Source organism: Proteiniclasticum sediminis (assembly GCF_018128025.1).
GTDB lineage: Bacteria > Bacillota > Clostridia > Clostridiales > Clostridiaceae > Proteiniclasticum > Proteiniclasticum sediminis.
In genome coordinates, this window is the sequence record NZ_JAGSCS010000015.1 from 41919 (window position 1) to 68775 (window position 26857).

The 26857-nt window shown below is 53.7% G+C and carries 27 protein-coding genes and 1 tRNA gene; 20 read left to right on the top strand and 8 right to left on the bottom strand.

The window, feature by feature from the left end; genetic code table 11:
• Window positions 1-5 precede the first annotated feature (5 nt).
• Both KCG48_RS10945 and KCG48_RS10950 read left to right on the top strand, forming a co-directional pair.
• Complete coding sequence (locus KCG48_RS10945; protein ID WP_211802254.1) at window positions 6-392, top strand: DUF2752 domain-containing protein; 387 nt, start codon at window positions 6-8, stop codon at window positions 390-392.
• A gap of 8 nt (window positions 393-400) precedes the next feature.
• Window positions 401-733 (top strand): DUF4234 domain-containing protein, encoded by a 333-nt coding sequence (locus KCG48_RS10950; protein ID WP_211802255.1) that lies wholly within the window; start codon window positions 401-403, stop codon window positions 731-733.
• 20 nt (window positions 734-753) lie between these two features.
• Here KCG48_RS10950 and KCG48_RS10955 read toward each other — a convergent pair whose 3' ends face one another.
• Window positions 754-1140 carry an MmcQ/YjbR family DNA-binding protein gene (locus KCG48_RS10955; protein ID WP_211802256.1) on the bottom strand — a complete coding sequence of 129 codons (387 nt, stop codon included), beginning with the start codon at window positions 1138-1140 and terminating at the stop codon, window positions 754-756.
• Between the two features lie 101 nt (window positions 1141-1241).
• On the opposite strand from KCG48_RS10955, the gene KCG48_RS10960 reads away from it, so the two are divergent.
• Together KCG48_RS10960 and KCG48_RS10965 are read left to right on the top strand one after the other, a co-directional pair.
• The gene (locus KCG48_RS10960; RefSeq protein ID WP_211802257.1) at window positions 1242-1844 is read left to right on the top strand and encodes a DedA family protein; all 603 of its coding nucleotides are present in this window, start codon (window positions 1242-1244) and stop codon (window positions 1842-1844) included.
• Between the two features lie 33 nt (window positions 1845-1877).
• The gene (locus KCG48_RS10965; protein ID WP_211802258.1) at window positions 1878-2321 is read left to right on the top strand and encodes a YaiI/YqxD family protein; all 444 of its coding nucleotides are present in this window, start codon (window positions 1878-1880) and stop codon (window positions 2319-2321) included.
• Between the two features lie 46 nt (window positions 2322-2367).
• Here the strand turns inward: KCG48_RS10965 and KCG48_RS10970 are convergent, their stop codons facing one another.
• The gene (locus KCG48_RS10970) at window positions 2368-3186 is read right to left on the bottom strand and encodes a prenyltransferase/squalene oxidase repeat-containing protein (protein ID WP_211802259.1); all 819 of its coding nucleotides are present in this window, start codon (window positions 3184-3186) and stop codon (window positions 2368-2370) included.
• A 159-nt stretch (window positions 3187-3345) separates the two neighbouring features.
• On the opposite strand from KCG48_RS10970, the gene KCG48_RS10975 reads away from it, so the two are divergent.
• A complete protein-coding gene (locus KCG48_RS10975) occupies window positions 3346-4338 on the top strand; it encodes a Gfo/Idh/MocA family protein (RefSeq protein ID WP_211802260.1) in 993 nt (330 codons plus the stop codon).
• A gap of 185 nt (window positions 4339-4523) precedes the next feature.
• Here KCG48_RS10975 and KCG48_RS10980 read toward each other — a convergent pair whose 3' ends face one another.
• From KCG48_RS10980 to KCG48_RS10990, 3 genes are all read right to left on the bottom strand, one after another.
• Window positions 4524-5228 (bottom strand): NlpC/P60 family protein, encoded by a 705-nt coding sequence (locus KCG48_RS10980; protein WP_211802261.1) that lies wholly within the window; start codon window positions 5226-5228, stop codon window positions 4524-4526.
• A 153-nt stretch (window positions 5229-5381) separates the two neighbouring features.
• Complete coding sequence (locus KCG48_RS10985; protein ID WP_211802262.1) at window positions 5382-5657, bottom strand: hypothetical protein; 276 nt, start codon at window positions 5655-5657, stop codon at window positions 5382-5384.
• A 106-nt stretch (window positions 5658-5763) separates the two neighbouring features.
• A complete protein-coding gene (locus tag KCG48_RS10990) occupies window positions 5764-6291 on the bottom strand; it encodes a guanylate kinase (protein ID WP_211802263.1) in 528 nt (175 codons plus the stop codon).
• Window positions 6292-6448: 157 nt separating this feature from the next.
• Here KCG48_RS10990 and KCG48_RS10995 point away from each other — a divergent pair, with 157 nt between their 5' ends.
• From KCG48_RS10995 to KCG48_RS11040, 10 genes are all read left to right on the top strand, one after another.
• Window positions 6449-7717, top strand: coding sequence for a hemolysin family protein (locus KCG48_RS10995; protein ID WP_211802264.1), 1269 nt, complete (start codon window positions 6449-6451; stop codon window positions 7715-7717).
• A gap of 131 nt (window positions 7718-7848) precedes the next feature.
• Window positions 7849-8307, top strand: coding sequence for a nucleoside deaminase (locus KCG48_RS11000; RefSeq protein ID WP_211802265.1), 459 nt, complete (start codon window positions 7849-7851; stop codon window positions 8305-8307).
• On the top strand, window positions 8291-9193 hold the full coding sequence (gene asd, locus KCG48_RS11005; RefSeq protein ID WP_211802266.1) for an archaetidylserine decarboxylase: 903 nt from the start codon (window positions 8291-8293) through the stop codon (window positions 9191-9193). The genes KCG48_RS11000 and asd overlap by 17 nt, the downstream gene beginning before the upstream one ends.
• A 72-nt stretch (window positions 9194-9265) precedes the next feature.
• Window positions 9266-10399 carry a patatin-like phospholipase family protein gene (locus KCG48_RS11010; RefSeq protein WP_211802267.1) on the top strand — a complete coding sequence of 378 codons (1134 nt, stop codon included), beginning with the start codon at window positions 9266-9268 and terminating at the stop codon, window positions 10397-10399.
• A 4-nt stretch (window positions 10400-10403) separates the two neighbouring features.
• Window positions 10404-11429, top strand: coding sequence for a low-specificity L-threonine aldolase (gene ltaE / locus KCG48_RS11015; RefSeq protein ID WP_211802268.1), 1026 nt, complete (start codon window positions 10404-10406; stop codon window positions 11427-11429).
• Between the two features lie 41 nt (window positions 11430-11470).
• A tRNA-Arg gene (locus KCG48_RS11020) sits at window positions 11471-11547 on the top strand.
• A gap of 469 nt (window positions 11548-12016) precedes the next feature.
• Window positions 12017-13906, top strand: a complete 1890-nt coding sequence (locus tag KCG48_RS11025) for a glycine betaine ABC transporter substrate-binding protein (protein WP_230977105.1) — start codon at window positions 12017-12019, stop codon at window positions 13904-13906.
• Window positions 13899-15074: a quaternary amine ABC transporter ATP-binding protein gene (locus KCG48_RS11030; RefSeq protein WP_211802269.1), complete on the top strand. Its 1176-nt coding sequence runs from the start codon at window positions 13899-13901 to the stop codon at window positions 15072-15074. The genes KCG48_RS11025 and KCG48_RS11030 overlap by 8 nt, the downstream gene beginning before the upstream one ends.
• A 473-nt stretch (window positions 15075-15547) precedes the next feature.
• Entirely contained in the window at window positions 15548-16543 is a 996-nt protein-coding gene (locus KCG48_RS11035) for an NAD-dependent epimerase/dehydratase family protein (protein WP_211802270.1), read from the top strand.
• Between the two features lie 216 nt (window positions 16544-16759).
• A complete protein-coding gene (locus KCG48_RS11040) occupies window positions 16760-18010 on the top strand; it encodes an MFS transporter (protein ID WP_211802271.1) in 1251 nt (416 codons plus the stop codon).
• On the opposite strand, the gene KCG48_RS11045 is transcribed toward KCG48_RS11040, so the two are convergent.
• Window positions 18007-18246 (bottom strand): hypothetical protein, encoded by a 240-nt coding sequence (locus KCG48_RS11045; protein ID WP_211802272.1) that lies wholly within the window; start codon window positions 18244-18246, stop codon window positions 18007-18009. The genes KCG48_RS11040 and KCG48_RS11045 overlap by 4 nt on opposite strands.
• A 198-nt stretch (window positions 18247-18444) precedes the next feature.
• On the opposite strand from KCG48_RS11045, the gene KCG48_RS11050 reads away from it, so the two are divergent.
• Window positions 18445-19335, top strand: coding sequence for a DegV family protein (locus tag KCG48_RS11050; RefSeq protein ID WP_211802273.1), 891 nt, complete (start codon window positions 18445-18447; stop codon window positions 19333-19335).
• A 58-nt stretch (window positions 19336-19393) separates the two neighbouring features.
• Here KCG48_RS11050 and pepT read toward each other — a convergent pair whose 3' ends face one another.
• Both pepT and KCG48_RS11060 read right to left on the bottom strand, forming a co-directional pair.
• Window positions 19394-20608 (bottom strand): peptidase T, encoded by a 1215-nt coding sequence (gene pepT, locus KCG48_RS11055; protein WP_211802274.1) that lies wholly within the window; start codon window positions 20606-20608, stop codon window positions 19394-19396.
• Between the two features lie 48 nt (window positions 20609-20656).
• Window positions 20657-21625 carry a 3'-5' exoribonuclease YhaM family protein gene (locus KCG48_RS11060; RefSeq protein WP_211802275.1) on the bottom strand — a complete coding sequence of 323 codons (969 nt, stop codon included), beginning with the start codon at window positions 21623-21625 and terminating at the stop codon, window positions 20657-20659.
• 110 nt (window positions 21626-21735) lie between these two features.
• Between KCG48_RS11060 and KCG48_RS11065 the strand changes: the two genes are divergently transcribed.
• The 4 genes from KCG48_RS11065 to KCG48_RS11080 all read left to right on the top strand — a co-directional run bounded on the left by KCG48_RS11065 (window position 21736) and on the right by KCG48_RS11080 (window position 26300).
• On the top strand, window positions 21736-23079 hold the full coding sequence (locus KCG48_RS11065; RefSeq protein ID WP_211802276.1) for a CCA tRNA nucleotidyltransferase: 1344 nt from the start codon (window positions 21736-21738) through the stop codon (window positions 23077-23079).
• A complete protein-coding gene (locus KCG48_RS11070; RefSeq protein ID WP_211802277.1) occupies window positions 23069-23998 on the top strand; it encodes an AEC family transporter in 930 nt (309 codons plus the stop codon). The genes KCG48_RS11065 and KCG48_RS11070 overlap by 11 nt, the downstream gene beginning before the upstream one ends.
• A gap of 116 nt (window positions 23999-24114) precedes the next feature.
• Window positions 24115-25470, top strand: coding sequence for a putative DNA modification/repair radical SAM protein (locus KCG48_RS11075; protein ID WP_211802278.1), 1356 nt, complete (start codon window positions 24115-24117; stop codon window positions 25468-25470).
• Window positions 25471-25478: 8 nt separating this feature from the next.
• Entirely contained in the window at window positions 25479-26300 is an 822-nt protein-coding gene (locus KCG48_RS11080; RefSeq protein ID WP_211802279.1) for a TIGR03915 family putative DNA repair protein, read from the top strand.
• Window positions 26301-26857 lie beyond the last annotated feature (557 nt).

Sequence of the window (26857 nt, forward strand, 5' to 3'; positions counted from 1 at the left end):
ACGCCATGGAGAAGGAACGCCGAAAAGGGCTGGGTATCCTCATTCTTCTGGGGGGCTTCAGCCTTCTTTTTGTCTACTATGTCCAGGGAAGCCTCTGCATCTTTTATCAGCTCTTCGGCATCCCCTGCCCCTCCTGCGGCATGACCCGGGCTTTTCTTCATTTCCTTCAGGGCGATCTTCAAGAAGCCTTCCGCTTTCATCCCTTATTTCCCTTGGTGCCCCTGCTTCTCCTTTCTTATCTCAAAAACTGGCAGAAGCTATTGGTGGGTATCGGCATCCTCTTCATCGCCCTCTGGGTCCTTCGCCTTGCCCTCTATTTTCCCCACACGGAACCCATGAACTATAACCACCAGTCCCTCGCTGCCCTTATTATTCAATGGATTAAGGAGTGAATGTCCTCATGAAAAGAAACATCGTCACCGCTATTATTCTTTCGATTATCACCTGCGGAATCTACAACCTGTACTGGATCTACGCCCTGAACAACGACGCTTCCCGTCTGGCCCGGGAAGAGGAAGATGGAGGCATGGTCCTCATCCTCAGCCTCATCACCTGCGGAATCTACTTCCTCATCTGGAACTACAAGATGGGGGACAAGATTTACCAGGCCGGCGGAAAGAACGACCAGGTGGTCTACCTCATCCTCGCCATCTTTGGCCTCAGCATCGTTTCCATGGCTCTCATGCAGACAGAAGTCAACAATCTCCTGGATCAGCGGGGTCCCGCCTATTAAGGTCAAAAAAACAGCCTGTCCTACGGGACAGGCCTTTCTTTTTCCAGTTCCAGCGCCTCTCGTTCCGTCTTTTTCAGCTTCTTCACCACCAGGGTGTAGGAATGGCTGATGAGCTCCTCATAGAACGGCAGGGGCATTTTGTCGGTGATGGTGACGGTGATCCAGTGCTTTTTGTTGAGGTGATATCCGGGCTTGATGAAGGGAAACATTTCCCGCAGCTCCTGGGACCGAAAAGGGTCACACTTCAGGCTGATCTCCACGGGATACCCAGGACTCGTCAAAAGAAAAATCCGCCCCATGACCTTCACCGTCAGCGTTTCCTCATCAAAGGGATAATCCGCCAAAGCCCGGGGAAGCCCCAGGGCATACGCCACCAAATGTTTCCCCCATTTCTCTTCTTTTCGCAATGTCCTACCTCCTTAACCTCGTTTTGATTTTCGCTTTAACATTTCTTTAATGTTCGTCCGGGATAATGACAGGACATTGAAAAGTAAAAGCGAGGTACCCTATGCAAGCCATCATGACAGGCATCATGGAAAGCTACGGCTACGCCGGAACCTTCTTCCTGATCCTACTCGAAAATATCTTTCCGCCCATTCCTTCAGAGGTGATCCTCACCTTTGGCGGGTTCATGACCACGGTCACGTCCATGACCGTCTGGGGAACGATCCTGGTCTCTACCCTGGGCTCCCTTCTGGGTGCGGTGATCCTTTACCGCATCGGCAAAGCCCTCTCCCGGGAAAAGCTCGGGATGCTCCTGGACCGCTACGGACGACTCCTTCGGCTGAAAGCCGCCGACCTGGACAAAGCCGACCGATGGTTTTCCACCTACGGTCAGCGCACGGTCTTTTTCACCCGCATGATGCCCGTGATCCGCAGCCTCATCTCTCTTCCCGCGGGCATGGCCCACATGGACTTTCAGCCCTTTCTCCTCTATACCGCCCTGGGCACACTCCTCTGGAACACTCTCCTCATCAGCGGCGGGGCTCTTCTTGGTCAAAACTGGGCAGCGCTCCTCACTTGGATGGATCTCTACTCCACGGCATTCCTGGTGGCAGCCTTCCTTGGAATTCTCCTCTACGTCATCCTTCGAAAACTTAGGTCCAAATAATCCTGGGGAAAAATCCCCCAAAAAGGAGCTTCTATGCGCATATTCATCGATGCCGACGGATGCCCGGTGGTCCCTTTGGCCATCCGCCTCGCCAAAGAACATTCCCTGCCGGTGACCGTGGTGAAAAACTACGCCCACGAGGTGGAAGACGCTTATGCGGAGATCGTCACCGTGGACATTTCCCCCGATGCCGCCGATTACTACATCGCCAATGCCCTGAAAAAAGGGGATATCCTCATTACCCAGGACTACGGCCTGGCGGCCATGGCTCTTTCCCGGGGAGCCCGGTGCCTCAGCCAGAACGGCCTCATCCTCAGTGACCACAATATCCTCTCGCTCCTGGACCGGCGCCATGTGAATCGCAAGCTCCGAAAAACCCAGGGGATCTACACCAAGCTGAAAAAACGGACCCCCGCCGATGATGAGGCCTTTCGCCAAACCTTTCTTCAGCTGATCACCTCATCCCTCCAGCCTTAGATACTCTGCCCGAAGAAATGCCTTGGTATTTCTTCGGGTTTCTTCTTTATTCGAGGGATCCCAGATTCTCCAAAATCCGCTGAATCCGCTTTTTGGCAAGCTCCGCCACCGCCGGCGACTCATAAATACCCAGCTTCAGGAGCTTTTTCTGGGGGGCTTCCAAGGGAAGGTATCCTTCTGGATCCAGCTTCTCCTTCAGCACCGTCCAGGCTTCGAAAAACCGGGGATCTTTCCGGGCATAGGGATAGAAGGACAACACATAGACATAGTAAAAGAGATTGTAGCGAAGAAAAGGATACTCCACGGCCATGAACCGGGAACCCATGCCAAAGTGGCAGGGCCCCACGGGGGTCTTCACCGTCCAGTGGGCGAGAAGCGTTTCCACTGCCGAATCCAGCTCCCCCTTCGCCTCCGGCTTCTCTTTGAAGGCATCCAGGACCAGGAGGGTCACCCCGGGGTTGGACAGCTCTGTTTCCGGCCCCCGGCCAAAGGAAAACTTTCGGCACTGCCATCCCCCATCTCCATGGCGGGTGGCCAAAAGCCGCTGACGAACCCGAAGGGCTTCCGAGCTCTCCCCTTGGCCGTTTCGGCCGAAGGACGCAGCAGCCAGGGCCAGGTGGCAAGGATAGATGCTCCCCTGGGGCGCGATGCGCACCCGGCCGTCGGGAAGCACCGCCTCTTTCAGCAGCGTGAGGGCCCCTTGGACAAGGGGATCGCTGGCGGGAATCCCCAGCTCGCCCAAGGTCAGGAGGGCCGTGAGGGTGCTCACGGGATTTTCCAGCCCCAATTTCCCTTCGGGACTGGCCCAGTATTCGCCGCCATTGCCCCGATGGGAGGCATAGAAGGCTTCCAGATTGAGTTTCATGATATCCGCCCCTTTCCTCTGGAATTTTCTTAGCTTAAGCATAGCCGTAAAAGCCCACCTTGGTCAACGGGAGAGCCTCGCGCCAAAGAAGATTATCCCCTTCGGCTGGAAGTCTTGTATAATGACATCAGAGAAACCCTTGAGAAGGAGGAATTTTCCATGATCCGATTCGCCACTGTGGGAACAGGCTTCATCACGGACAAGTTCATTGAAGATCTAAAACAGGTAAAGGGCTGCACCCTCCAGGCGGTGTACTCCCGCACAGAGGAAAGAGCGAAAACCCTGGCTGACAAGCTCGCCCCGGGAATCGCCCTCTACACGGACCTCACGGCTCTTGCCCAAGCACCGGATATCGATGCGGTCTACATTGCCAGCCCCAACTCCCTCCACGGTCCCCAGGCCAAGCTTTTTCTCCAGGCAGGAAAGCACGTCCTGGTGGAAAAAGCGGCCGCCTCCAATGCCCGGGAACTGGAGGAGGTGCTGCAGCTGGCAAAGGAAAATAACCTCGTCTTCATGGAAGCCATGAAATCCCTCACCATGCCCGCCTATCTCCTCCTGAAGGAAACCCTTCCCCGCATCGGGCAGATCCGCAAGTTTGCCATGACCTACTGCCAGTACTCCTCCCGCTATGATCGGCATAAAAAAGGGGAGTTCGTCAACACCTTCCATAAGGAGTTCTCCAACGGCGGCCTCCTGGACATTGGCATCTATGGGGTGTATCCCGTGCTGGATCTCTTTGGTCCTCCGTTGGCGGTGAAGGCCGTGGCCACCCTTCTTCCCCAGGGGGGCATCGACGGTTCCGGCACCGTCCTTTTCCAGTACCCCCACATGGAAGGCTCCGTGGCCTATTCCAAGATCAGCCAGTCCTTAGTCCCTTCGGAAATCCAGGGCGAACTGGGGAGCCTCCTCATCGACCGCATCGGCGATCCCAAAGAGCTCACCCTGATCCTTCGCGACGGCACCCGGGAAGTCCTGAGGCCGGATACCCTCCCCCAGGACATGAGCTACGAGATCCAGGAGTTTGTCTCCGTCATCACCGAAGGTCGCCCGGCCTCCACGGTGAACACCTGGGAACTGGCCCTTCGGGTTCACCAGACCCTGGACAGCATCCGGCAGCAGATTGGCCTCACCTATCCCGCCGACGAGGCATAAACGCAAGAAGGCGCTGAAGTTTCCTTTCCCTTGGGGGAATGGACCTTCAGCGCCTTCTTGGTCGGAGAACCCTCCGAATCAGACAAACAGTGCTGCCACGATGGTTCCCACCATGGACAGGAGGATAATCCAGGTGATCACTTTCACCATGGTGTCGCGTTTTTTATACATAAGCCACCTTCTTCCTAATCAACGATGGTGATCGTCGGTCTTCGGTAATACACAAACTGCGTAGACTCCGCCGAGGGGGAAAATTTGTTTCCCTGCAGATCCTGGTTGTTCCGCCTCAGGGTATTGTTGAGGGAAATGACAATCCGTCCGTTTTCCAGGCCTTCTGCGGCAAAATCGATGCCCCCGGCATGGATAAAGGCCTTTTTCCCGTTAATCTCCCCGATGTAGATGCCCACATGGTTCACCTTGGTGGACTCCGGCAGCTGGGTAAAGCCCAGATCGCCCACCTTCAGCTCCTCTTCCAGCACCGGTTCCGAGGAATCCCATAATCTCGAGGTGAGGGGGCCGGTGCCGGGACTTTTCGCACTGAGGGCCTTTCCTGTGAGATTGAAGTATACCCAGTCCACAAAGCCCGCCGCATCTAGGGGTCCCTCCGGGATCCCCAGGGTGAGCTCCTGCTGACCGAAGGCATAAGGATGGTTTACGAGAAGCTGGGCCATGGTGACGATGTCCGCCCGCCTCACTTCCCCCGTCTCCGATTTCAGATTCTGGTACTCCGTGGGCCCGGCATAACTGACCTTGGTGCTGAAGAACAGCTCAAAAAAACCTGCCCGGTCCACCAGGGCCGTGCCCAGGGAAAGCACCAGCACCAGGAGGACACCCAGCCAGACGCGGCGTTTTCGTCTATTTCGTTTTCGGATCTCCTGGACCCGCTTCACTCGTTCATTAGGATGAAATCTCAGCCGATCTTCCACTTTGTCACCTGCGTTCTTTCTTCCGCATCAGGGGTTTTGCCAAACTTTGGGCAAAAAACAATAAACCCGATTGCTCAGGTTTATTTTACGGGCTACTTATTAAAAATGTCTTTAAAATCAGTCCGCATATCGCTTAAATTTCGGATGAAAAACCAAAATATAGAGAACAAGAAGAATCACGACGGTCACGGCCGCGGCATATCCAGCTTCCCGGTACAGATTATTCGCTTCCATCGCCGCTGCGCTGCTTCGTAGCGTGACATCCTCCGTGGCAAAAACCGTTGTTCCCCCGGAGAGAATCAGTCCCAAAACTGCTCCAACAGCTTTCTTTCCTTGCGCCATACTTTTCTCATCTCCCATCATTAGCTCCATGGTAGCAGATTTTTTCCCCATGTTTGTTAACGAAGATTAAACTTTCCCCCAACTCCTCTTGAACATTCATTGCCAGTTCCGTGAAGAATCTTCGGAAAACTTGCGAACCTGTGAGGAATAATCGTTTTCATCGGCGGCGCAGCAGCTGATCAACTTTGCGGTACAAGGTTCTTATGGAAGAGTTATTATCGACAATGTAATCTGCAAACAATCTGTGACCAGTTTCCCGAGAATTCCGTCGGTGGAGGATTCTTCGGCGGATATTTTCCGGGCTGTCTCCCCGCTTCTTCATCCGCTGGCGAAGGTTCTTCACCGAGCTGTCCACAAAGATCACCCGCACCTCGTCCCCGAAATGCTTCTTGAAGGAACGGGCTCCCCGAAAATCCGTCACGGCCACCACATCCCCAAGGCATAGCTTGGCGTCCACTTCCGCCCGGGACACCCCGTAGAGATTTCCCGCATACTCGCTTTCCTCCACCTTGGGGGTGGACTGAAAAGTCTCCCGGTCCACAAAATGGTAAGCCTCCCCATCCTTTTCCCCCGGGCGGGGGGCACGGGTGGTGTGGGAAACTAGTTCCCTTAGGCCTTTGCTCTTCAGATATTCCCCCACCAGGGTCTTTCCTGCCCCGGAGGGGCCGGTGATAATATAGATCATACTGTTTCCCTCCCGCTGCCACAGGGGCTATATTCCTCATTTTAGCAGAAATGCACCTGGACTTCGAAAGGTTCAGAATTTTATTTTATATTTTAGCCCATCTTTGCTATAATTGATGTCAACAAAGACCATCTTGTGAAATATAGGAGTTGATATTTTGGACCCCAGTTCGTGGCAAATCCCTGTACTTGTTCTCCTCGTCCTTCTTTCCGCTTTCTTTTCCTCAGCTGAAACCGCCTATACCGCGGTGAACAAGCTGAAGCTTCGGCACCTTGCCGAGGAAGGGGATAAAAAGGCCAAGAAAGCTCTGAAGCTAACGGAGAATCCCTCCAAGCTCATCAGTTCGCTTCTCATCGGGAACAATATCGTGAACCTCACCGCAGCATCCTTAGCGACGGTGGTCGCCATCCGCAGCTACGGCCAAAACGCCGCGGCTTTAGCCACGGCCATCCTGACGGTGGTGCTCATCATCTTTGGGGAGATCACGCCCAAATCCTTTGCCACCCAGTATGCGGAGAAGCTGGTCATCGCCTTTCAAAAGCCGGTGCACTTCACCATGATTCTCCTCACCCCCTTCATCGTCATCTTCTACAGCATTGCCTCGGGGCTGATCAAGCTCCTGGGTGGCGACATCCACCAGCATCATCCCCTCATCACCGAGGAGGAGCTGAAAACCCTCGTGGATGTGGGCAGCGAGGAAGGCGTCTTCGAAGCGGAAGAAAAGCAGATGTTTTTCAACATTTTCGAGTTTGGCGATCTGCAGGTTCGGGACATTATGGTCCAGCGGGTGGATATCTGCGCCATCGATGTGACCGCCACCTGGCCGGAAGTTTTAGCCATCATCGAGGATGAGCAGTTCTCCCGATTCCCCGTCTATGAAGAGGACATCGACGACATTGTGGGCATCCTCAATGTGAAGGACCTGCTCTTCATCTCCACGGAGGAAAAGGAAGACTTTGATCTGCGCAAATACCTTCGGGAGCCTTATTTTGCCTATGAGTTCAAGAAAATCCCTGAGCTGTTCAAGGATCTGAAGCGGGAGCGAACCCATATGTCCATCGTTCTCGACGAGTACGGCGGCACCGTGGGCATCGCCACCATTGAAGACCTGCTGGAGCAGATCGTAGGCGAAATCGACGACGAGTTCGACGACGACAAGGAAGAAGACATTCAAGCCATCAAGAAGAATGAATACATCGTTTCCGGATCCTACCGGCTGGATGAGCTCAACGAGCACATCGGCACCCACATCGAATCGGAGGAGTTTGACTCCATCGGCGGATACCTCATCGGCATTCTGGGGACCTTCCCGGAAAACGGCGAGATCATCGACACCGACGGCATCCGGTTCATCGTGGAGGAAGTGGACAAAAACCGGATCAAGAAAATCCGCATGTCCCTCTCCGAGGAACCCCGCAAGGCCTAAACTCACGCAGGAACCGGAAGGTTCCTGCGTTTTCATCTTCATTCCCTATCTTCTCTCTTCCCCCTTCTGGCCCTTCTTCCTGAAGAGCCCAGAAATCTACATTTTAATCCATCATTTCCAGGAGGTACGCCATGTGCGAATTTTATCAGGAGGCCCTGGCCGAAGCGAAAGCGGCCTATGCCGGCCATGAGGTCCCCGTGGGCGCTGTGGTGGTGTGGCAGGGCCAGATCATCGGCCGCGGCCAAAATTCCATGGAGCGCCGCCAGGATCCCTCTGCCCATGCGGAGGTTTTAGCCATCCAGGAAGCGGCAAAAAACCGGGGAAGCTGGCGGCTCACGGGCTGCACCCTCTATGTGACCCTGGAGCCCTGCCTCATGTGCGCGGCTCTCATCCGAAAATCCCGCATCGGCAAAGTGGTCATCGGCGCCATCGAGCCCCATGAAGGCGCCCTGGGCAGCGCCCTCACCGTCAACGATCTTCCGCCCCGGAGTCAGCATGTGGAAACCACCTGGCTCTATGACCCGGCGTCGGAAGCCCTGCTGAAACAATTTTTTAAGGAGCTGAGAGCATCCCATGATCATGATCTATGACCGAAAGCATCAGGCCGTTCACGAAGAAAAGGTCGTGGGATCGGTATTCCTGAAATTTCTCTATGAGACCCCCGTGGGTGCCCCTTTTCGGCACCTGCTTCGACGAAAGGCTTTTTCCGCCTTCTACGGCTACCTCATGGACCGCCCCTTCTCCCGAAGACTCATTCCGGGCTTTGTGAGGGACAACGGCATCCACCTGGAGGAGGCCGTGAAAAAGATGGCAGACTTTGAAAACTTCAATGATTTCTTCATCCGGGAGCTCAACACCGGCGCTCGTCCTTTCAGCGCCCATCCCCTAGCCTTCCCCAGCCCGGCCGATGCCCGGCTTCTGGCCCTGCCAAACCTCAAAACGGACCAGGTGCTCCAGATCAAGGGTATGACCTATGACCTGGGCGAACTTTTGGGCGACGACGAATCCGCTCGGCGCTACGACGGGGGGACGGCCCTGGTGTTTCGCCTGAATCCCCAGGACTACCACCGCTTCCACTACATGGATGACGGCATGGCGGAAGAAACCCAGGAAATTCCCGGCTGGTACTACTCCGTAAACCCCATGGCCCTTCGGAAGGTTCCCCGGCTCTATGTCCAGAACAAGCGAAGCATCACGCCCTTTGTCAGCGACCATTTCGGCACGCTGACCTATGTGGAAGTGGGGGCCACCAATGTGGGCACCATCCTCCAGACCCGCCTTCCCCATACCCGGATTCACCGGGGGGAGGAGAAGGGTTACTTCAAGTTCGGCGGATCCACGGTGATCCTCTTTGTGGAAAAGGGGCAGCTTACTGTGGATCAGGACATTCTTGCCCAGTCTGCATCAGGCGTGGAAACCCGGGTGCTCTGCGGAGAAACTGTGGGCCGGCATCCCCTGGCCTCCCAAGACACCTAAGGAATAACCCAAAGCGAGAGAAGATTAAACCGTAAAAAAATACTTCCCTTCACGGGAAAGGAGGTTAAGACCATGATCGGATTGGCACTGGGCGGCGGCGGAGCCCGCGGAGCCTATGAAATTGGGGTGCTTCGGGCCCTGGATCAGCTAAAGATCCCCATCGGGGCTATCACCGGCACCTCCATCGGGGCGGTGAATGCCGCAGCCTATCTTCTGGGGGATCTGGACGGCATTGAAGCCATCTGGCGTTCCCTGGGACGGGATTCCCTCATCACCTACAAGGACATCAACATTCCAGAGGTGATCCGCAAGAAGGGCTTTGATTTTGACAAGCTCCTGGGCTTTTTGAAAGAAATCCTCAACGAGGAAACCATCCGGAAGAACCCCGTGGATCTGGGCCTCGTGACCTACAACCTCACCACCCGGGAACCCGTGGTGCTCTTTAAGGAGGACATTCCCGCGGGAAAACTGGCGGAGTACGTGGGCGCCAGCGCCAACCATCCCTCCTTCCAGCGGCTGGTCATCGATGGCGAGGCCTACATTGACGGTGCCGTCTACGACAACATCCCCGTGAAACCCCTGGTGGACCGGGGTTACCGGGACATCATCGCCGTCAACCTGAAAACCACGGGCTCCCGCAAGGATCTCTCCGGACCTTACCACCTGCTGGAGATTGAGTCCCGCCATGATCTGGGGTCCATTTTATTCCCGGATCCCGACACCATCAGCCGAAACATCCGCTATGGCTACCTGGATACCCTGAAAGCCCTGGGGCAGCTCCACGGCTCCCTCTACCGCTTTCGAACCCTGGAGGACTCAGCCCTTCTCATGGCCCTTTCCGCGGAGGAAATCCGTTTCCTGCGGGAGACCCTTCCTCCTTCCCTTCTGGAAAAGACCCTGGATGGCTTTCGCAAGGATTCGCCGGCGGATCCGGACTACGGCCTGGTGCTGGCGTCTCTGGAAATCACCGCAGAAGTCCTCCATGTGGACAGCACGGTGATCTATCCTTCTCCCCGGGACCTTCTGGATGAGGTTCTTCTCACCATCCGCCAGCGGATGGCGGACCGGAAGCTTCCCCTATCCGACCGGATCATCTTTAAGAATCTGGATTCTTCGGCTCTTAAAGCCCTGAGCCTGGCCACCCCCAAACTGGCGGTGGCGAACCTCTTTCTGACCCTACTGCAAAAACGTATGATAGGAGACTAAGCCCATGAACATGATTGATCTACGAAGCGACACCGTCACCCATCCCACCCCGAAAATGCGCGAACTCATGGCTGCCGCCCCCGTGGGGGACGACGTCTATGGCGATGACCCCACCATCCTCCAGCTGGAAGCGGAAGCGGCAAAGCTTCTGGGAAAGGAAGCCGCCCTCTTTGTCCCCTCCGGCGTCTTTGGCAATCAGGTGTCCGTTCTCACCCATACCCAGCGAGGCCAGGAAATCATCCTGGGGGAATACTGCCACATCATCCAGCATGAGGCTGGTTCTGTAGCCCTCATCTCCAATGTCCAGACCCGGACTGTCCCCGATGAAAAGGGCGAACTGGATCCTGCCGAGGTGGAGCGCATCATCCGAAAATCCAACGATATCCACGTCCCCGTCACAGGACTGATCTGCGTGGAAACCGCCCATTCCACGGGAAACGTGGCCTCTCTGGAGAATCTGGAAGCTCTTCGGCAGGTGGCCGACAAGTACCACCTCCCCATCCATATGGACGGCGCCCGACTCTTCAACGCTGCCGCCTACCTGGGGGTGGAGGGAAAAGACCTGGCCAAGTACGCGGACTCCGTCTCCTTCTGTCTGTCCAAAGGCCTCTGTGCCCCGGTGGGGTCCCTGGTCGTGGGAACGAAGGAATTCATCGACAAGGCGAGAAGAAACCGAAAGGTCCTGGGCGGCGGCATGCGCCAGGCCGGAATCTTGGCCGCAGCGGGGCTGGAGGCTCTCAATCTTCGCCACCGGCTGAAAGAGGACCATGAAAATGCCCGCTACTTCGGCGAAGAGCTGGCAAAAATTCCCGGGATCACCGTCCACACGGATTCCATCAAAATCAACATGGTGTTCTTCACCGTGGACCGGGAAAATTTCCAGGGGGAGGATCTGGTGGAGTACCTGAAAGCCAAGGGAATCCTCATCAACGGCGATGACGATGGTCTCTTCCGCTTCGTCACCCACTACTACATCACCCGGGAAAGAATAGACCTGGTGATGAAAAATTTGAAAGAATATTTCTCATAGAATTGAATTTGCCGCCTAATTATGGTATTATGATTAGGCTTGCAGCGGTAGCTCAGCTGGATAGAGTAATCGGCTACGAACCGATCGGTCGGGGGTTCGAATCCCTTCCGCTGCACCAACACAATAAGAAAAGAGATACTGGTCTCAAAGCCAGTATCTCTTTTTCCTTTCCAAGACTTCCACTATGACAAGTGGGAGTCTTTTTTCCTGATTGATGAATTTAAGAAGGGCGATTTGTACATGAGCATGGAAGGGAAAGCCAGATAATGATTGAGTAAATGAGCCTGCTTGAGCAGAGTGATGGTGCTTTGGCGGGTTTTTTCAATGCAGTTTCCCAGGACATTATGTAAACATGAGGTGAACGAAAGGTAAACATATGTTGAACATTTTGATGAAAATTCATTTAATGACACAAAATATGATAAAATATTATTATTGATTCTATTTATTGATGAAATGGCAAAAATAGCTTGAAAAAGGTAGAATGATTGCTTAAATGGCAACATTCTATTTTTATATGCAGGAGGTAGAGAACGTAAACTGGGCAGTGCGGCTTCGGCCTTCACACCCCGCAAAATGAGGAGGATATGATGAAAAGAAAAATTGGAGCGCTGCTGGCTTTTGTGCTCCTGGCAGGATTTTTACTGCCGGGTTCTGGAAAAGTGGCAGCTGCAGATGAGGTTAGGAAGGGTGAAGTTGTCTTCGCCGATGCCGGGTGGGACAGCAACAGATTCCATAATGCTGTTGCAGGAACCATAGCGGAGAAGGTATATGGCTATACCTGGACTGAGATGGCTGGCAGCACCCCCATACTGCATGAAGGATTGCTTAAAGGTGAGATCGATGTCCATATGGAAGTGTGGACAGATAATATCGCCACCTACAAGAATGACCTTGCTAAAGGCAAGCTTATGGAGCTTGGAACAAATTTTGATGATGATGATCAGGGCTTCTACGTACCCCGATACGTCATTGAGGGTGACAAGGAAAGAGGGATTGAGCCCCTGGCTCCGGACCTTAGGACTGTGAAGGACCTTTTGAAGTATAAGGACCTCTTCCGTGATCCGGAGAATCCTTCAAAAGGAAGGATCTATGGAGCGATCCCGGGGTGGGCCATAGACACGATCATGCACAACAAATTTTTAGCATATGGGTTCGACCAGGATTTCATATACTTCAGGCCTGGCTCTGATGCTGCCCTGTCTGCAGCCCTTTCAAGCGCGTATGAGAAGGGGGAGCCTGTTGTTGGATACTACTGGGAGCCTACGTGGCTCATGGGGAAATATGACTTTGTCCTTCTAGAGGATGAACCGTTCAATCCTGACACCTATGAACAAGGGCTCACTGCGCTGCCTGCCGTAAATGTAACTATTGCAGCAAGCAATGATTTCGGAAAAGACCCGGCGAACAAGGAGCTTATCACATTCCTTTCGAAGTACAGGACATCCAGCAAGCTTACTTCGGAAGCCCTCGCTTACATGCAGGACACAGGGCCTGATTACAGGACTGCCGCACTTTGGTTCATCGAAGAGAACAAAGAGCTTGTGCGAGAGTGGGTAGGCGACGACGGCATCGCGAAGCTTGAAGGTGAGGATCAGGAAGAAGAAAAAAAGAGTTTCTTTGCAGGTTTCCCTTTCAGACTCCCGCTTGATGTGGATAAGTTCGACAGCTCTGTGAGGCAATTCGCCTCTTCAACCGAAGGATTCTTCGGAGCGATCAGGAACTTTCTCAACTCTGTAATATCGGGGATCGAGTTCGTTCTTGATGCAATTCCATGGTTCATCATGCTAACACTAGTATTCTTCCTTGGCTGGAGGTCATCGGGCAGCATTGGCAAGGGGATACTCTATGTACTTCTGCTCTCGTTCATCGGTGCTGTGGGGCTGTGGGAGATGATGAATGAGACACTGTCCATCGTAATAACCTCAGTGATCGTATCTCTTGCCCTAGGATTTCCCATAGGAATCCTGGTGTCAACCAGCGAGACGGTAGAGCGGTTTGTAAAGCCTGTGCTGGATACCATGCAGACCATGCCTGTGTTCGTATACCTGATTCCGGCACTGCTGTTCTTCGGTCTGGGGAAAGCACCTGCAGTAATCGCAACGACGATTTACGCCATCGTCCCGATAATAAGGATGACAACCCTTGGCATAAACCAGATAGACAAAGAGATCCTCGAGGCAGCGAAAGCCTACGGAGCCACATACATGCAGGCCCTCGTCAAGGTCAAGATACCTCAGGCAATGCCTGCGATCATGACCGGAGTGAACCAGACCATCATGATGGCAGTATCAATGGTTGTAACGACATCGATGATCGGTGCCAGCGGACTGGGTATGGAAGTGCTTACGAGCGTCAACAGGATCGAAATGGGCCGTGGTCTCGTTTCGGGTGCATCTGTTGTAATCCTCGCGGTGATACTGGACAGGTTCTCACAGGGACTGGCAAAGAGAAAGGGAGGCGAGAAGCATGAATGATGTACTGATGGAGGTCAAGAACCTCTACAAGCTCTATGGCGGAGGCAAGACTGAGGCAATGAAGATGCTCCAGGACGGCATCTCGAAGGATGATGTATATAAGAAGACAGGCGTGACAGCGGCCCTTGTCGATGTATCCATGGAGATCCGGAAAGGTGAGATTTTTGTGATCATCGGACTTTCAGGCTCAGGGAAATCGACACTGGTTAGATGCTTCAACCTGCTCAACAGACCCACTAAGGGTACGGTGAAGTATGAAGGCGCGGATATCTCGAAGTTTGAAAAAAATGAGCTCAGGGAGTTTAGGCGAAGCAAGATGTCCATGGTATTCCAGAACTTCGGCCTACTCTCACACCGGGATGTTCTCGGAAACGTTGAGCTGGGCCTTGAGATGAAGGACGTTCCAAAGGAGATGAGGGACAAGAAGGCCAGGGAGATGATTGCCATGGTTGGGCTTGAGGGTCTTGAAAACCAGCCCATAGAAAGTCTTTCAGGAGGGATGAAGCAGAGGGTCGGAATTGCGAGGGCACTTGCCAGCGATACAGAGGTGATCCTGATGGATGAGCCGTTCTCTGCCCTTGACCCTCTGGTAAAGAAGGACATGCAGTTCGAGCTCATCTCCATACAGAGGAAGCTGGGAAAGACCATTGTGTTCATAACCCATGACATCAATGAGGCTTTCAAGCTGGGTGACAGGGTCGCCATCATGAAGGACGGTAAGGTCATTCAGATCGCTACTCCGGAGGAGATGTCCACAAATCCTGCTGACGAATATGTCGCAAGGTTTATTGAAGGTGCTGACAAGACAAAGGTAGTGAGCGTAAGGAACATCATGTATGCGCCTGACACACTGGTAAGAATTTCTGACAGCCCATCCTATGCGATCAATGAAATGCGGACCAACGGACTATCCAGCGCTTATGTGGTGGACGGGAAGTTCATGTTCAAGGGCATCATCGAGATCAGTGATGCCGTCAGGGCGAAGACTGACAAATTGCTTATTTCAGACATACTGAAGTCAGATATTGTCACCGTATCACCGGATGACATGATTGCAGACATCATCCAGACTGCTGTGGATACAAAGTATCCTCTTCCGGTAGTTGATGGGGATGGAAGGCTGAAGGGAATTGTTTCCAGAGCGACAGTACTGTCGACTCTGGTATAGGATAAAGGGAGGAAACACCTCCCTTTTTCATGCTGTAAAAGTGGATAGTTAAAGTATGCAATTAATATGATTTCTTTAAATTTACGTCTATAAGTATAGTATGAGCAGTTTTTTTGCTGAAGTTCATCGTTGATTGCATCTACGACATGGATGAGGAACCAGAGCTGTACCCACCACAGCTGACTTTTTACACGAAACCCTGGAACTGCCCATGAACCTTCGGAAAATGAGTCTAAAAAATATGCAAAACTCATGGGCGTGAGTGAGGATTTTGAGGGAAAATAAATCATTCGTTCACGCACGGCCTGCTCGTAGCTCGTCTGATGATCTGGAAAATGGGGCTCCAGCATTCCTAAATCGTGGCAGCTTAACTATGATCCAGCGCTTTTTAACGGGCAATTTTTATTGCCCCAATTCTCGGGTACAATCAGGATAGAAGCTGAGTAGCAATGAACTTAGAGGAGGAGATGGGGATGAAGGAGCTCTATTTAGTCACCGGCGCCGCCGGTCATCTGGGCAGCGCTCTGGTGGATCAGCTGCTGAAGGCAGGAAAGCCCGTACGGGCCCTGGTTCTGCCCAAAGAGAAAGATCTTCTGCCAAAGGGTGTGGATGTTTTTGTCGGGGATGTGACCCAAAAAGAGAGTCTTGCTCCATTTTTTGCCAATCCCGACCAAAAGGAGCTGATCGTCCTTCACTGTGCGGGCATTGTTTCCATCGCCTCCAAGTACTCCCAAAAGGTCTACGACGTGAATGTAGGAGGAACGAAAAATGTGGCGGATCTTTGCCGGGAGCACGGGGTGAAAAAGCTCATCTATGTGAGCTCCGTCCACGCCATTCCGGAGCTTCCCCGAGGCGAGATCATGACAGAGATCGACACCTTTGATCCCGAGGCGGTGGTGGGGCTCTACGCCAAAACCAAAGCCGAAGCCACGGCCTATGTCCTTTCTGCCGCCAAGGACGGCTTGCCGGTTTCCGTCGTCCACCCTTCGGGCATCTCCGGTCCCTTTGACTGCGGCCGGGGACACCTCACCACGTTAGTTCTCGATTACTGCAAACACCGCCTCACCTCGGGCATCCAGGGAGGCTACGACTTTGTGGATGTCCGGGATGTGGCCCAGGGCATCCTCGCCTGCTGCACCCAGGGCCAAAACGGCCAGTGCTACATCCTCTCCAACCGGTACTACACCGTCCGGGAAGTCCTCACCCTGCTCCACGAGATCACCGGCAAAAAAGAAATCAAAACCTATCTTCCCCTGTGGTTTGTGAAGGGCGCAGCCCCTTTGGCCGAGCTCTACTACAAGATCCGCCGGCAGCCGCCCCTCTTCACCGCATACTCCATCTATACCCTGAACTCCAACGCCGTGTTCTCCCATGAAAAAGCTACGAAGGAACTGGGCTTTGCCCCCCGGGATCTTCGGGAAACCCTAGAGGATACGGTGGACTGGCTGAAGCAAAACCATCAGCTATAACACTTATCCTGTCCGCCGACCCTTTCCCCTTCGGGAGAAGAGCTGGCGGACTTTCTTTTGCCGCTTTTTCTTCCCTTTTCGCTCCCTGTACGGAATCTGTATCCCGAGGCTCGGGAACTGTAGCGCCGTCTCCGCCTATTTCCCAAGGGATATGTTAAAATGTGACTATTGTATCCGTACAATTTACGATTAACATAGAAAGGCGGGGGATCAAGCGTGACTAACCTCTGGACCCGAGACTTTAAAATTATCACCATTGGAACCATCATTTCCATGCTGGGCAATGCTGTGGCCGGTTTCGCCATCGGTCTTCTCGTCCTGGACTATACGGGCTCCACCCTCCTCTACGCCCTCTTCATGGTGGTCTACAACCTGCCCAAAATTGTGGCTCCGCTCTTTGCCGGCCCCTACATGGACCGGTTTTCGCGAAAAAAGGTCATCTACACCATGGACTTCATCTCCTCCGCCCTCTATACCTTTATCTTTTTCCTCCTCTATAACCACTGGTGGAATTTTCCCTTCTTCCTGGGGCTGGTCCTCATCATCGGCACCATCGACGGGGTCTACGCCGTGGCCTATGAGAGCCTTTATCCCAATCTGGTGTCCAAGGGCAACTTTTCCAAAGCTTATTCCATCTCCAGCATGATTTATCCTTTAGCCGCCTTCATGGTGCCCGTGGCCTCCTTTATCTACAACAGCACCGGATCCGCGGCCCCGCTCTTTGCCTTCAACGCCGTGACCTTCCTCCTGGCGGCCATCTTCGAAACCCAGATCGGCTACGTGGAAACCCACCTGGACAACGGCACCGGCGAAAAATTCACCAGGGACCGCTATATTGCAGACTTCAAGGAAGGCCTCCAATACATGGCCAAGGAGAAGGGCCTCCTCATCATCACCACCTACTTCTGCATCACCACCTTCGCCTCCGGCGGTGCCCAGACGGTAATGCTCCCCTTCTTTAAAAACAATCCGGAGCTCTTCGCCTTCGTTCCCCTGGATGTGGTGACGCTCTATACGATCATCAGCTTCTTTGGGGTCTTTGGCCGTCTCATGGGCGGGCTCATCCACTACAAGTTCCGCTATCCCGTGGGAAAAAAGTTCATCATCGCCCTGACGGTATATACCACCATCACCCTCCTGGAAGCCTTCCAGCTGTACTTCCCCCTTCCCCTCATGGTGCTTAGCTTCTTCATCATCGGCATCATGGGCGTCACGTCCTTCAACATCCGCATCTCCGCCACCCAGTCCTATGTGCCCGATGAGAAGCGGGGACGCTTCAACGGCTCCTTCCAGATGATCTGCGCCGCCGGCGGCATCGTGGGTCAGCTCCTGTCTGGAGTCCTGGGTGAGGTCATGCCTGAGCGCCAGATCATCATGATCTTCATGGCTCTTAATCTTCTCGCCATCATCTTCATCATGTATCCCGGCAGGGAACATGTTAAAAGGATCTATAACCGAAGGGTTTAACCCTCGGTTACAGATCCTTTCTTTTCGCGGATTTGGGCTTCAAACCGGAGGATCAGCTCCTCCAGGGTTTTGATGTCCCCGGACAGTTCCCGGGAATTGACCACGGGCATCCCGTCATGATCCACTTCCCCCAGGTTCTCGATGTCGATCATGGCCTGGTAAAGCTCCTCCTGCTGATCTTTGGCCATGCGCAGATACTTCAGTATTTGCTCCATGTCCTTTAGGCTCAGTTCCATGGTGCACCTCCTTTTTCTTCATTTTTCCCATGATACCCCCAATTCATCCATTTGTAAATTACCTAGAGCAGGTGGCTTTCCCGCTTATATTTTCCTTTTTTTAAGGAATACAGGTATAATAGGAGATGGAATAATTATTTTAAAAATACCCGATCAAGAAGGAGGAAACCCGATTTAAGCCTATCGGGAGAAACGTCTATGCGAAATTATACGATACTGACCGATTCCGCCGCTGATCTGCCCTTTGAAGTGCTGCAGGAAAACCAGGTGGGGGTCATCGGCCTCGTGGTGAACTTTCAGAACAAGGAATACATCGAAGACAACTGGAAATCCCTGAGCCCTGGGGAGTACTACGCCGCCCTGATCCAGGGGGAAATGCCCACCACTTCCCAGATCACCCCGGCCCGGTTCATGGAGTTCTTCAAGCCCTATCTGGACAAGGGCGACGATATCCTCTATATCGGATTCTCCTCCACCTTAAGCGGCACCTTCGGTTCCGCCAATGTGGCCCGCACCATGCTTCTCGAGGAGTACCCCGAGCGAAGAATCGAGCTGGTGGATTCCCTTTGCGCCTCCTGCGGCCTGGGTCTTCTGGTCCTGGATGCGGCAGCAAAAAAAGCCGCAGGCATGGAACTGGATGATCTCATCCGCCACGTGGAAGATCGCAAGCATCATGTGAACCACATCTTCACCGTGGATGACCTGAACCATCTGAAGCGGGGCGGACGTCTCTCCGGCTTCTCCGCCACCATGGGCACCATGCTGAACATCAAGCCCATCCTCTACATGAGCGGAGAGGGCAAGCTCCTCAATATCGACAAGGTCAAGGGAAGGAAAAAATCCCTCCATGCCCTGGTGGATTACCTGGAAAAAGGCGTGACGGATCCGAAGAACACCGAAGTGATCATCGCCCACGGCCACTGCCCCGAGGATGTGGAAATCCTCCGCTCGCTCATCACCGAAAAAGGCCTGGCCACCAAAGTAACCCCGGTCACCATGGGGATCACCATCAGCGCCCACACCGGCGCCAACGTCATCAACATGGTCTTCTTCGGCAAGAAACGGGAAGAAACCATCCAGAAGAATTAGCAAGAACAAAACATCCCGATGAGCCCTGGGCTCTTCGGGATGTTTTACTCTTTGGATGTTATTTCGCGTAAAGCTCCACCAGATTAAGGATCACCTGAACGGCTTTCTCCATGGCCTGGATGGAAATAAACTCATAGCGGCCGTGGTAATTTTCGCCTCCGGTGAAGATGTTGGGGCAGGGCAGACCCATGTAGGACAGCTGCGCACCGTCGGTGCCGCCGCGGATGGGCTTCACAATGGGGGTGACCCCCGCCTTTTCCATGGCCAGGCGGGCATTGTCCACCAGATCCATATGGGGCTCGATCATGGCTTTCATGTTGCGGTACTGATCCCGAAGCTCCAGGGTGACGGTGCCGGCGCCATACTTTTCGTTGAGGCGCTGGGTAACCTCCACCATCTTGTCCTTTCTTCCCTGGAAGGTGTCTTCAAAGAAGTCCCGGATGATGTAGTCGAGAACCGTCTCTTCCACTTCGCCCTGGATGCTGTTCAGATGGAAGAAGCCCTCATACTTTTCCGTATGCTCCGGGGTGTCCAGGGGATCAAACTGGGCCGCAAAATCCATGGCGATGAAGAGGGAATTCACCATCTTGTCCTTGGCCGTGCCCGGATGGACATTGCGTCCCTTAATTCTCACCTTGGCGGCGGCAGCGTTGAAATTTTCATACTCCAGCTCCCCTTCCGGTCCGCCGTCCAGGGTGTAGGCGATGTCCGCGCCAAAAGCCGCCACATCGAACTTGTGGGGGCCTCGGCCCACCTCCTCGTCGGGGGTGAAGGCCACAAGAATCTCCCCATGGGGAATCGTGGGATCTGCCGTGAGCACGTCCAGTGCTGCCATAATTTCGGCGATGCCGGCCTTGTCATCGGCGCCCAAAAGGGTGGTGCCGTCGGTGACCACCAGGTCCTGGCCCACATAGGTGGCTAGCGCTGGAAAGTCGGACACCTTCAGCACAATGCCCTGCTCTTCGTGGAGCACGATGTCTCCGCCGGTGTAGTTCACCACCCGGGGCTTCACATTCTTTCCGCTCATATCCGGTGAAGTATCCAAATGGGCAAGGAAGCCCAGCTTCTTTCCAGGGTTGTCCGTGTTGGCAGGCAGTCTTCCGAAGAGATAGCCGTTTTCATCCAGGCTCGCCTGAAGCCCCAAGGCTTCCAGCTCCCCCTTCAGGCGCTCGGCCAGCTCCCGCTGTCCCGGGGTGGTGGGAGTGGTGGTGCTGTTTTCGTCGGAGGTGGTCTCCACCTGCACATAGGTTAAAAATCTGTCCAATACGGTCATGTTTGTCCTCCTTATTTTTCCTTCATCTCCAAAAGACGAGGGGTTGGCTTACTTGGTGTCCAGGTCCGGGCGGTAGATCCGGCGTCGGTCCAGGGAGAAGATGTAGTCGGAGAAGGTCCCCGGCTCCAAATCCCGGACGGCGCTGGTGAAATCAAAGACCCGGGCGTCGATCATGTCGATGTGGTGGAGAAGCTCCGCCTCCAGGAACATGGGCTTCACGGGGCTTCCGTATTCGGGCTCGTAGTGGTGGGAAAGGATCATATGCTCCAGAAGAAGTCGCTTTTCCTGGGACAGGCCCTTTTCTGCCGCCACCCGCTCCACATTCTTCACCCCCAGGGTGATGTGGCCCAGGAGGGTGCCTTCCACGGTGTATTCCTTCACGATGCCTAGCTCCGAGGAATCCATCTCATTGATCTTTTCCAGGTCATGGAGAATGATCCCGGCAAAGAGAAGATCCCGGTTCACCGCAGGATACACCGCTGCGATGGCTTCGCCCAGCTTCAGCATGGTGAGCACATGGTAAAGAAGCCCGGACCGGATGGAATGATGATTCCGTTTGGCGGCGGGGTAATACATGAGCTTTTCCTGCTTCTCCTCCAGAATGGCCAGAACCACACGAGCGATCTCCTGGTCCTTCATGGCGCGGACATAGTTCGTAATTTCCCCATACATCACCGTATCTTCCATGGGGGCGGATTCCACAAAATCCGCAGGATTCACGGCATCGGCCTCGGTGACGAGGCGGATTCGTTCCACCTTGAACTGGGTATTGTTCATGTAGCTGGTCACGGTCCCCCGGACCTTGACCATTTCGCTTTCGTGGAAGAGGTCCTCCTGTTCCTTGGACACTTCCCAGAGCTTGGCGGAAATTTCCCCGGTCTTGTCGCCGAAGATAAAGTCCAGATATTTCTTGTCTTTGGAATTCGTGGTCTTCAGGTCCACCCGCTTAATGATGAAGTAGCAGTCTACGCGATCGCCCACTTCCAGGTTGGCTATTTTTTTGCTTTGCAGCTCCATAAATTTCTCCTTGTGTGTAAATTGGTATATAATATAGTATACCTCAACATCGAAATGATGACGAATTATTCTTGTCTTTCGCGTATTTTAGACCGAAGGGAGGGAGCCCCATGGAAATCAGCCTGCCCAAGGGCGTGCGCCAGATCATCCGGGAACTGAATGAACATGGCTATGAAGCCTATGTGGTGGGCGGCTCCATTCGGGACGCCCTCATTGGCCTGACCCCCAAGGACTATGACATCACCACCTCTGCCACGCCGGAGGAGGTCATGGGGATCTTCCGAAAGACGGTGCCCACGGGAATCAAACACGGCACCATCCAGGTGATCACCGCCGACGGCATGTATGATGTGACCACTTACCGCTCCGAAGGCGATTATGTCCAGTTCCGTTACCCCACCAACGTCATCTTCATCGACGACCTGGTGGAGGATCTTCGGCGCCGGGACATCACCATCAACGCCATGGCCTACAATACGGAAAAAGGCATCATCGATCCCTTTAACGGCACCGAGGACATTCGGCAGCGGCTGATCCGGGCCGTGGGAAATCCCATTGAGCGCTTCAAGGAAGACGCCCTCCGGATTCTTCGGGCGGTGCGATTGGCCACCACCCTGAACTTCAACCTCGAAGCCAGCACCCTCCAGGCCATCGTGGAAACCATGGACGGCCTGCGGTTCATCTCCGTGGAACGGATCCGGGAGGAACTCAACGGAATCCTCCTGTCGGACAATCCTTCCCGGGGAATCTCCATGCTCTTCCACTTGGGCATCATGAAGCTTGTGCTGCCGGAGATCATGCCCATGGCCATGTTCAACCAGCATAACCCCCACCATGACAAAGACGTGCTGCACCACACCCTGGAGGTGCTGGAAAATACGCCGAAAGCCCTGGACCTTCGTCTGGCAGCCCTACTCCACGACACGGGCAAACCCACGGCCTTCACCGTGGATGACCACGGCATCGGTCATTTCTACGGCCACGAAAAACATTCCGCCCGCATCGCCCGAGAAATCCTGCAGCGGCTGAAATACGACAACCACACCACCGATACGGTGACGACCCTCATCGCCCACCACATGGTCAGTCTGGACATGAAGAACGAGGTGAAGATCAAGCGCTTCATCCTCAGTGTGGGAAAGGAAAACGTCGCTGCCCTGCTGGACCTAAAGACCGCCGATCATGTGGGCAAACCGGACAGTTCCGGCGCCAAGCTCTATGAGATCAGCGCCTTCCGCCACCGGATCCAGAAGATCCTGGACCGGGGCGATCCCCTCGTCATCAAGGATCTGGCCGTGAACGGCCAGGACATCATGAACCTGGGGCTTCGGGAAGGACGCCAGGTGGGCGAAATCCTGAAATCCCTCCTGGACCATGTCCTGAAAGATCCTAGCCTCAATGAAAAATACACCCTCTTGAATCTTGCGCAAAAGGAGCTCCTCCATGACAAGTAACCTCACGAATACCATCCTCACCATGCTCATTCTGGGCCTTTTGGGCTTCGGACTGAAAAAGACCAAGGTGGCCGATAAGCGCACCGACAAGTTCATCACGGTCCTCCTGGTGAACATCTGCACGCCGGCCTTGATGATTTCCACCACCCTGACGAACTTCACTATTCAGATTTTCCTGGACTCCTATAAAAGTATTGGTGTGGCGGTTCTTTCCACCCTCTGCGTCATGGCGGTGTCCACACTTTTCGCCAAAATGCTTTCCCTCAAAGGGATGGACCGGGGCCAGTTACTGGCCATGTGCTCCTTCTCCAATGTGATCTTTGTGGGTCTGCCCCTTATCACTGGGATCTTTGGCGCCGGCGTGGTGGCTTACCTCATGCTCTACTTTATCGCCAATACCCTGACCTTCTGGACCCTGGGGATCTATCTCCTGTCCAAGGATTCCGGCAAGGGCTTCAGCTCCAAGAATCTTCTCAAGATCATCAATATGCCCATCCTGGGTTTCGTTGCCGGTCTTCTTCTTCTCTATTATGGCATTTCCCTTCCTTCCTATGTCATGGACAGCATCAACGCCTTAAAGGTCATCATGACCCCCTTGTCCCTGATCTTCGTGGGGAGTACCATTGGCGATCTCTCCCTGGAACGAATCGGCAGCCCCATGACCACCGTGGTGATTCTTCTCATGCGCTTCGTCATCTCTCCCCTCACGGTGCTGCTCCTCCTGAAGCTCATCCCCATGCCAGAGGAACTGGTGAAGGTCTTCATCGTCTGTGCCGGTCTGCCTGCCATGACGAACATCTCCATCGCCGTGGGAAAGTACGGGGGAAACCCATCCTACTCCTCCTTCATCACCGCCCTCACCTCCGGGGTCTTCATCCTGGTGGTCCCCTTCTATCTGAAGCTCTTTGCCTTTATCTAACACCTAATCGGCAGGAAATCCTGCCGATTTTTATTGCGCAAATTCAGAACATACATTCGAAATTCATGGATAAAAAAGAACATATGTGCTATAATAATGTTGTTGGAGGTGAGCCCATGGAAATTCTCGACAAAATCCGAATCCTCGCGGATTCAGCCAAATATGATGTGTCCTGTTCTTCCAGTGGGAGCACCCGAGGGAAAGAAGGCAGCGGCATCGGAAACACCGTGCCTTCGGGGATCTGTCACAGCTTCACGGCGGACGGCCGGTGCATTTCCCTCTTGAAAATCCTCATGACCAACTACTGCATCTACGACTGCGCCTACTGCCAGAACCGGATCTCCAACGATCTGGAACGGGCGGCCTTCACCCCGGAAGAGCTCATCAGCCTCACCATGGCCTTCTACAAGCGAAACTACATCGAGGGACTCTTTCTCAGTTCCGGCGTGGTGGTTTCCCCGGACCACACCATGGAGCTCATGCTCCGGATTCTGAAGACTCTTAGGATCCGGGAAAAGTTCAAGGGCTACATCCATGTGAAGATCATCCCTGGGGCCAGCCCCCATCTGGTCCACGAGGCCGGCTGCTACGCCGACCGGGTCAGCGTGAACATCGAGCTGCCGGAGGCGGAAAATTACCCGGTACTCACTCCCCAGAAGACCCAGCAGGCCATTTTGAAACCCATGGACCAGATCGCACGGAACATCCTGGAGAATACTGAGGAGCGCCGGATCTCCCGGCATGCGGAGCATTTTGTCCCCGCGGGACAGAGTACCCAGCTCATCATCGGTGCCACGCCTACAGCGGATGGAAAAATCCTCTCCTTAAGCCAGAAGCTCTACGACCGCTTCGAGCTGAAGCGGGTTTACTATTCCGCCTATATCCCCGTGTCCACCCATGCGCTGCTGCCTCGTCTGGAAAGCCCGCCCCTTCTGCGGGAGCACCGGATCTACCAGGCGGACTGGCTTCTCCGGTTCTACCAGTTCCGGGCAGAAGAACTCCTCAGTGCCGAGGAAAACCTCGATGTCAATGTGGATCCCAAAACCCAGTGGGCCCTCAGCCACATGGAGCTTTTCCCTGTGGAAATCAATCGGGCCAGCTATGAGATGCTCCTTCGCATTCCCGGCATCGGTCTCACCTCGGCGAAGCGGATTTGGAAAGCCCGAAAACTTTCCCCCATCACCTATGAGGGGCTGAAGAAAATGGGCATTGTCCTCGTTCGGGCCAAACACTTCATCCTGGTGGGCGGAAAATACTACGGCAACTTTGCGCTGAATCGGGACTACATCTACGAGGCCATCAGCGAGCGAAAGGATGTCCTCCAGATGAATCTCTTCCAGGAAATTGACCGCCGCTTGGGCTTGGAAAACAAAAAGGACGATCCGTCCAAAATTCTCCAGGCTGCCCGTCTCACCAGCGCGCTGATCTCGGAGAAGCAGATCATCTCCCGCTCTTCGGGAGGTGAGCTTTGATGCAGGTGATGCTTTTTGATGGATCGCTGGAAGAATTTCTGACCGCTGTCGCCAAGGTTTATCTGGAAAAAATGCCGCCTGTGATCTACAGGACCGCGGATTTTCAGCTCAACCTCATCGATGAGCCAGTACGAATTTCCTATGACGAATCCCTCTTTTTGCGGGTGCAGCGGGCCATGGAGGAGAAATTTCTGGAGGAAGCCCTCCACGATATCCACTACGGCCTCTGCCACAGCGCCCCGGATTCCCCCTCCCTCATCCTGAACTACACCTTAGCCTGCTTCAAAAATCCGAGGCAAGCCCAGAATTTTCAGGATCCCCTCATCATGGCTGTGACCAAGCGGGCAAGGCAGGTGAGCCTGGAAACCCACCGCTTTGTGGGGTTTGTCCGCTTTTCCGAAAAAAACGGAGTGTACTTTTCAAAAATCGAGCCGGATCATGATATTCTGGCTTTTCTCGCCCCCCACTTCGCCGAACGCTTCAGCACCCAGCGCTTTATGATCCTCGACGAGAAGCGTAAAAAGGTCCTCCTGTCCCAAAACGGGGACATCGTCCTGGTGGAAAAGAGCGACCTGGATCCCTCGCTTTTTGAACCCGACGAATACATCCAGTCCTGGCGTACCTACTTTCATTCCATCGCCATTGCGGAGCGGGTGAATCCCAAGGCCCAAAAGCGCTCTATGCCCCGGCGCTACTGGAAAAACCTTCCGGAAACGGAAGGGTTGCCACTCTCCTTCTCTCCGGAAAAACCACCGGATAATCTCGGGCGTTCGTCCTCGGTAGAATTCGCCACTCCCCTCGAAATTCTAAAATATCCGCGTTTCGATTAAATATTTTTCGAAACCGTTCAGCAACCTTCGCAAAAATCACCGCACTTTTTCGAGGTTTTCCATCCTGGGAAAATTGAGCTAAAGTGTGTTTTAGGTTTCATTTGAGAATCGAAGAATCATTCAAATTGACTACTCCCACGATTGAGAGCATCTTGTTCGCCGTTGGCGGACAAGCAAAAATTGAGCAAGTAAAAACCGGGTTCGGAAGATAACTTCCGGACCCGGTTTTTGTCTAGTCTCTGCTGCTTTCGGTTCTTCTTTCCGAGGATAAGAGAAGATTTAAGATATAATTGTTCAATGAACGATTATCATCCTTCGCCTCATCGGTGAGCTCTTCTTTCAAATCCAGTGGTAAGGTCAAAAGAATCCTAGTTTTATCTTTACCAACAGCCACAAAAAACACCCCTATCTTTATTGCGTGATAAATTATAATAATATTATACTTCAAAACGAAATATTATGAAAGATACATCATGGAGAGACCGTGTCAACTTACTGTTGGTTGAATTTTGAGTATAACTCTCCGATGTCATCTTCTATGCCGAACGTAGTGCCTT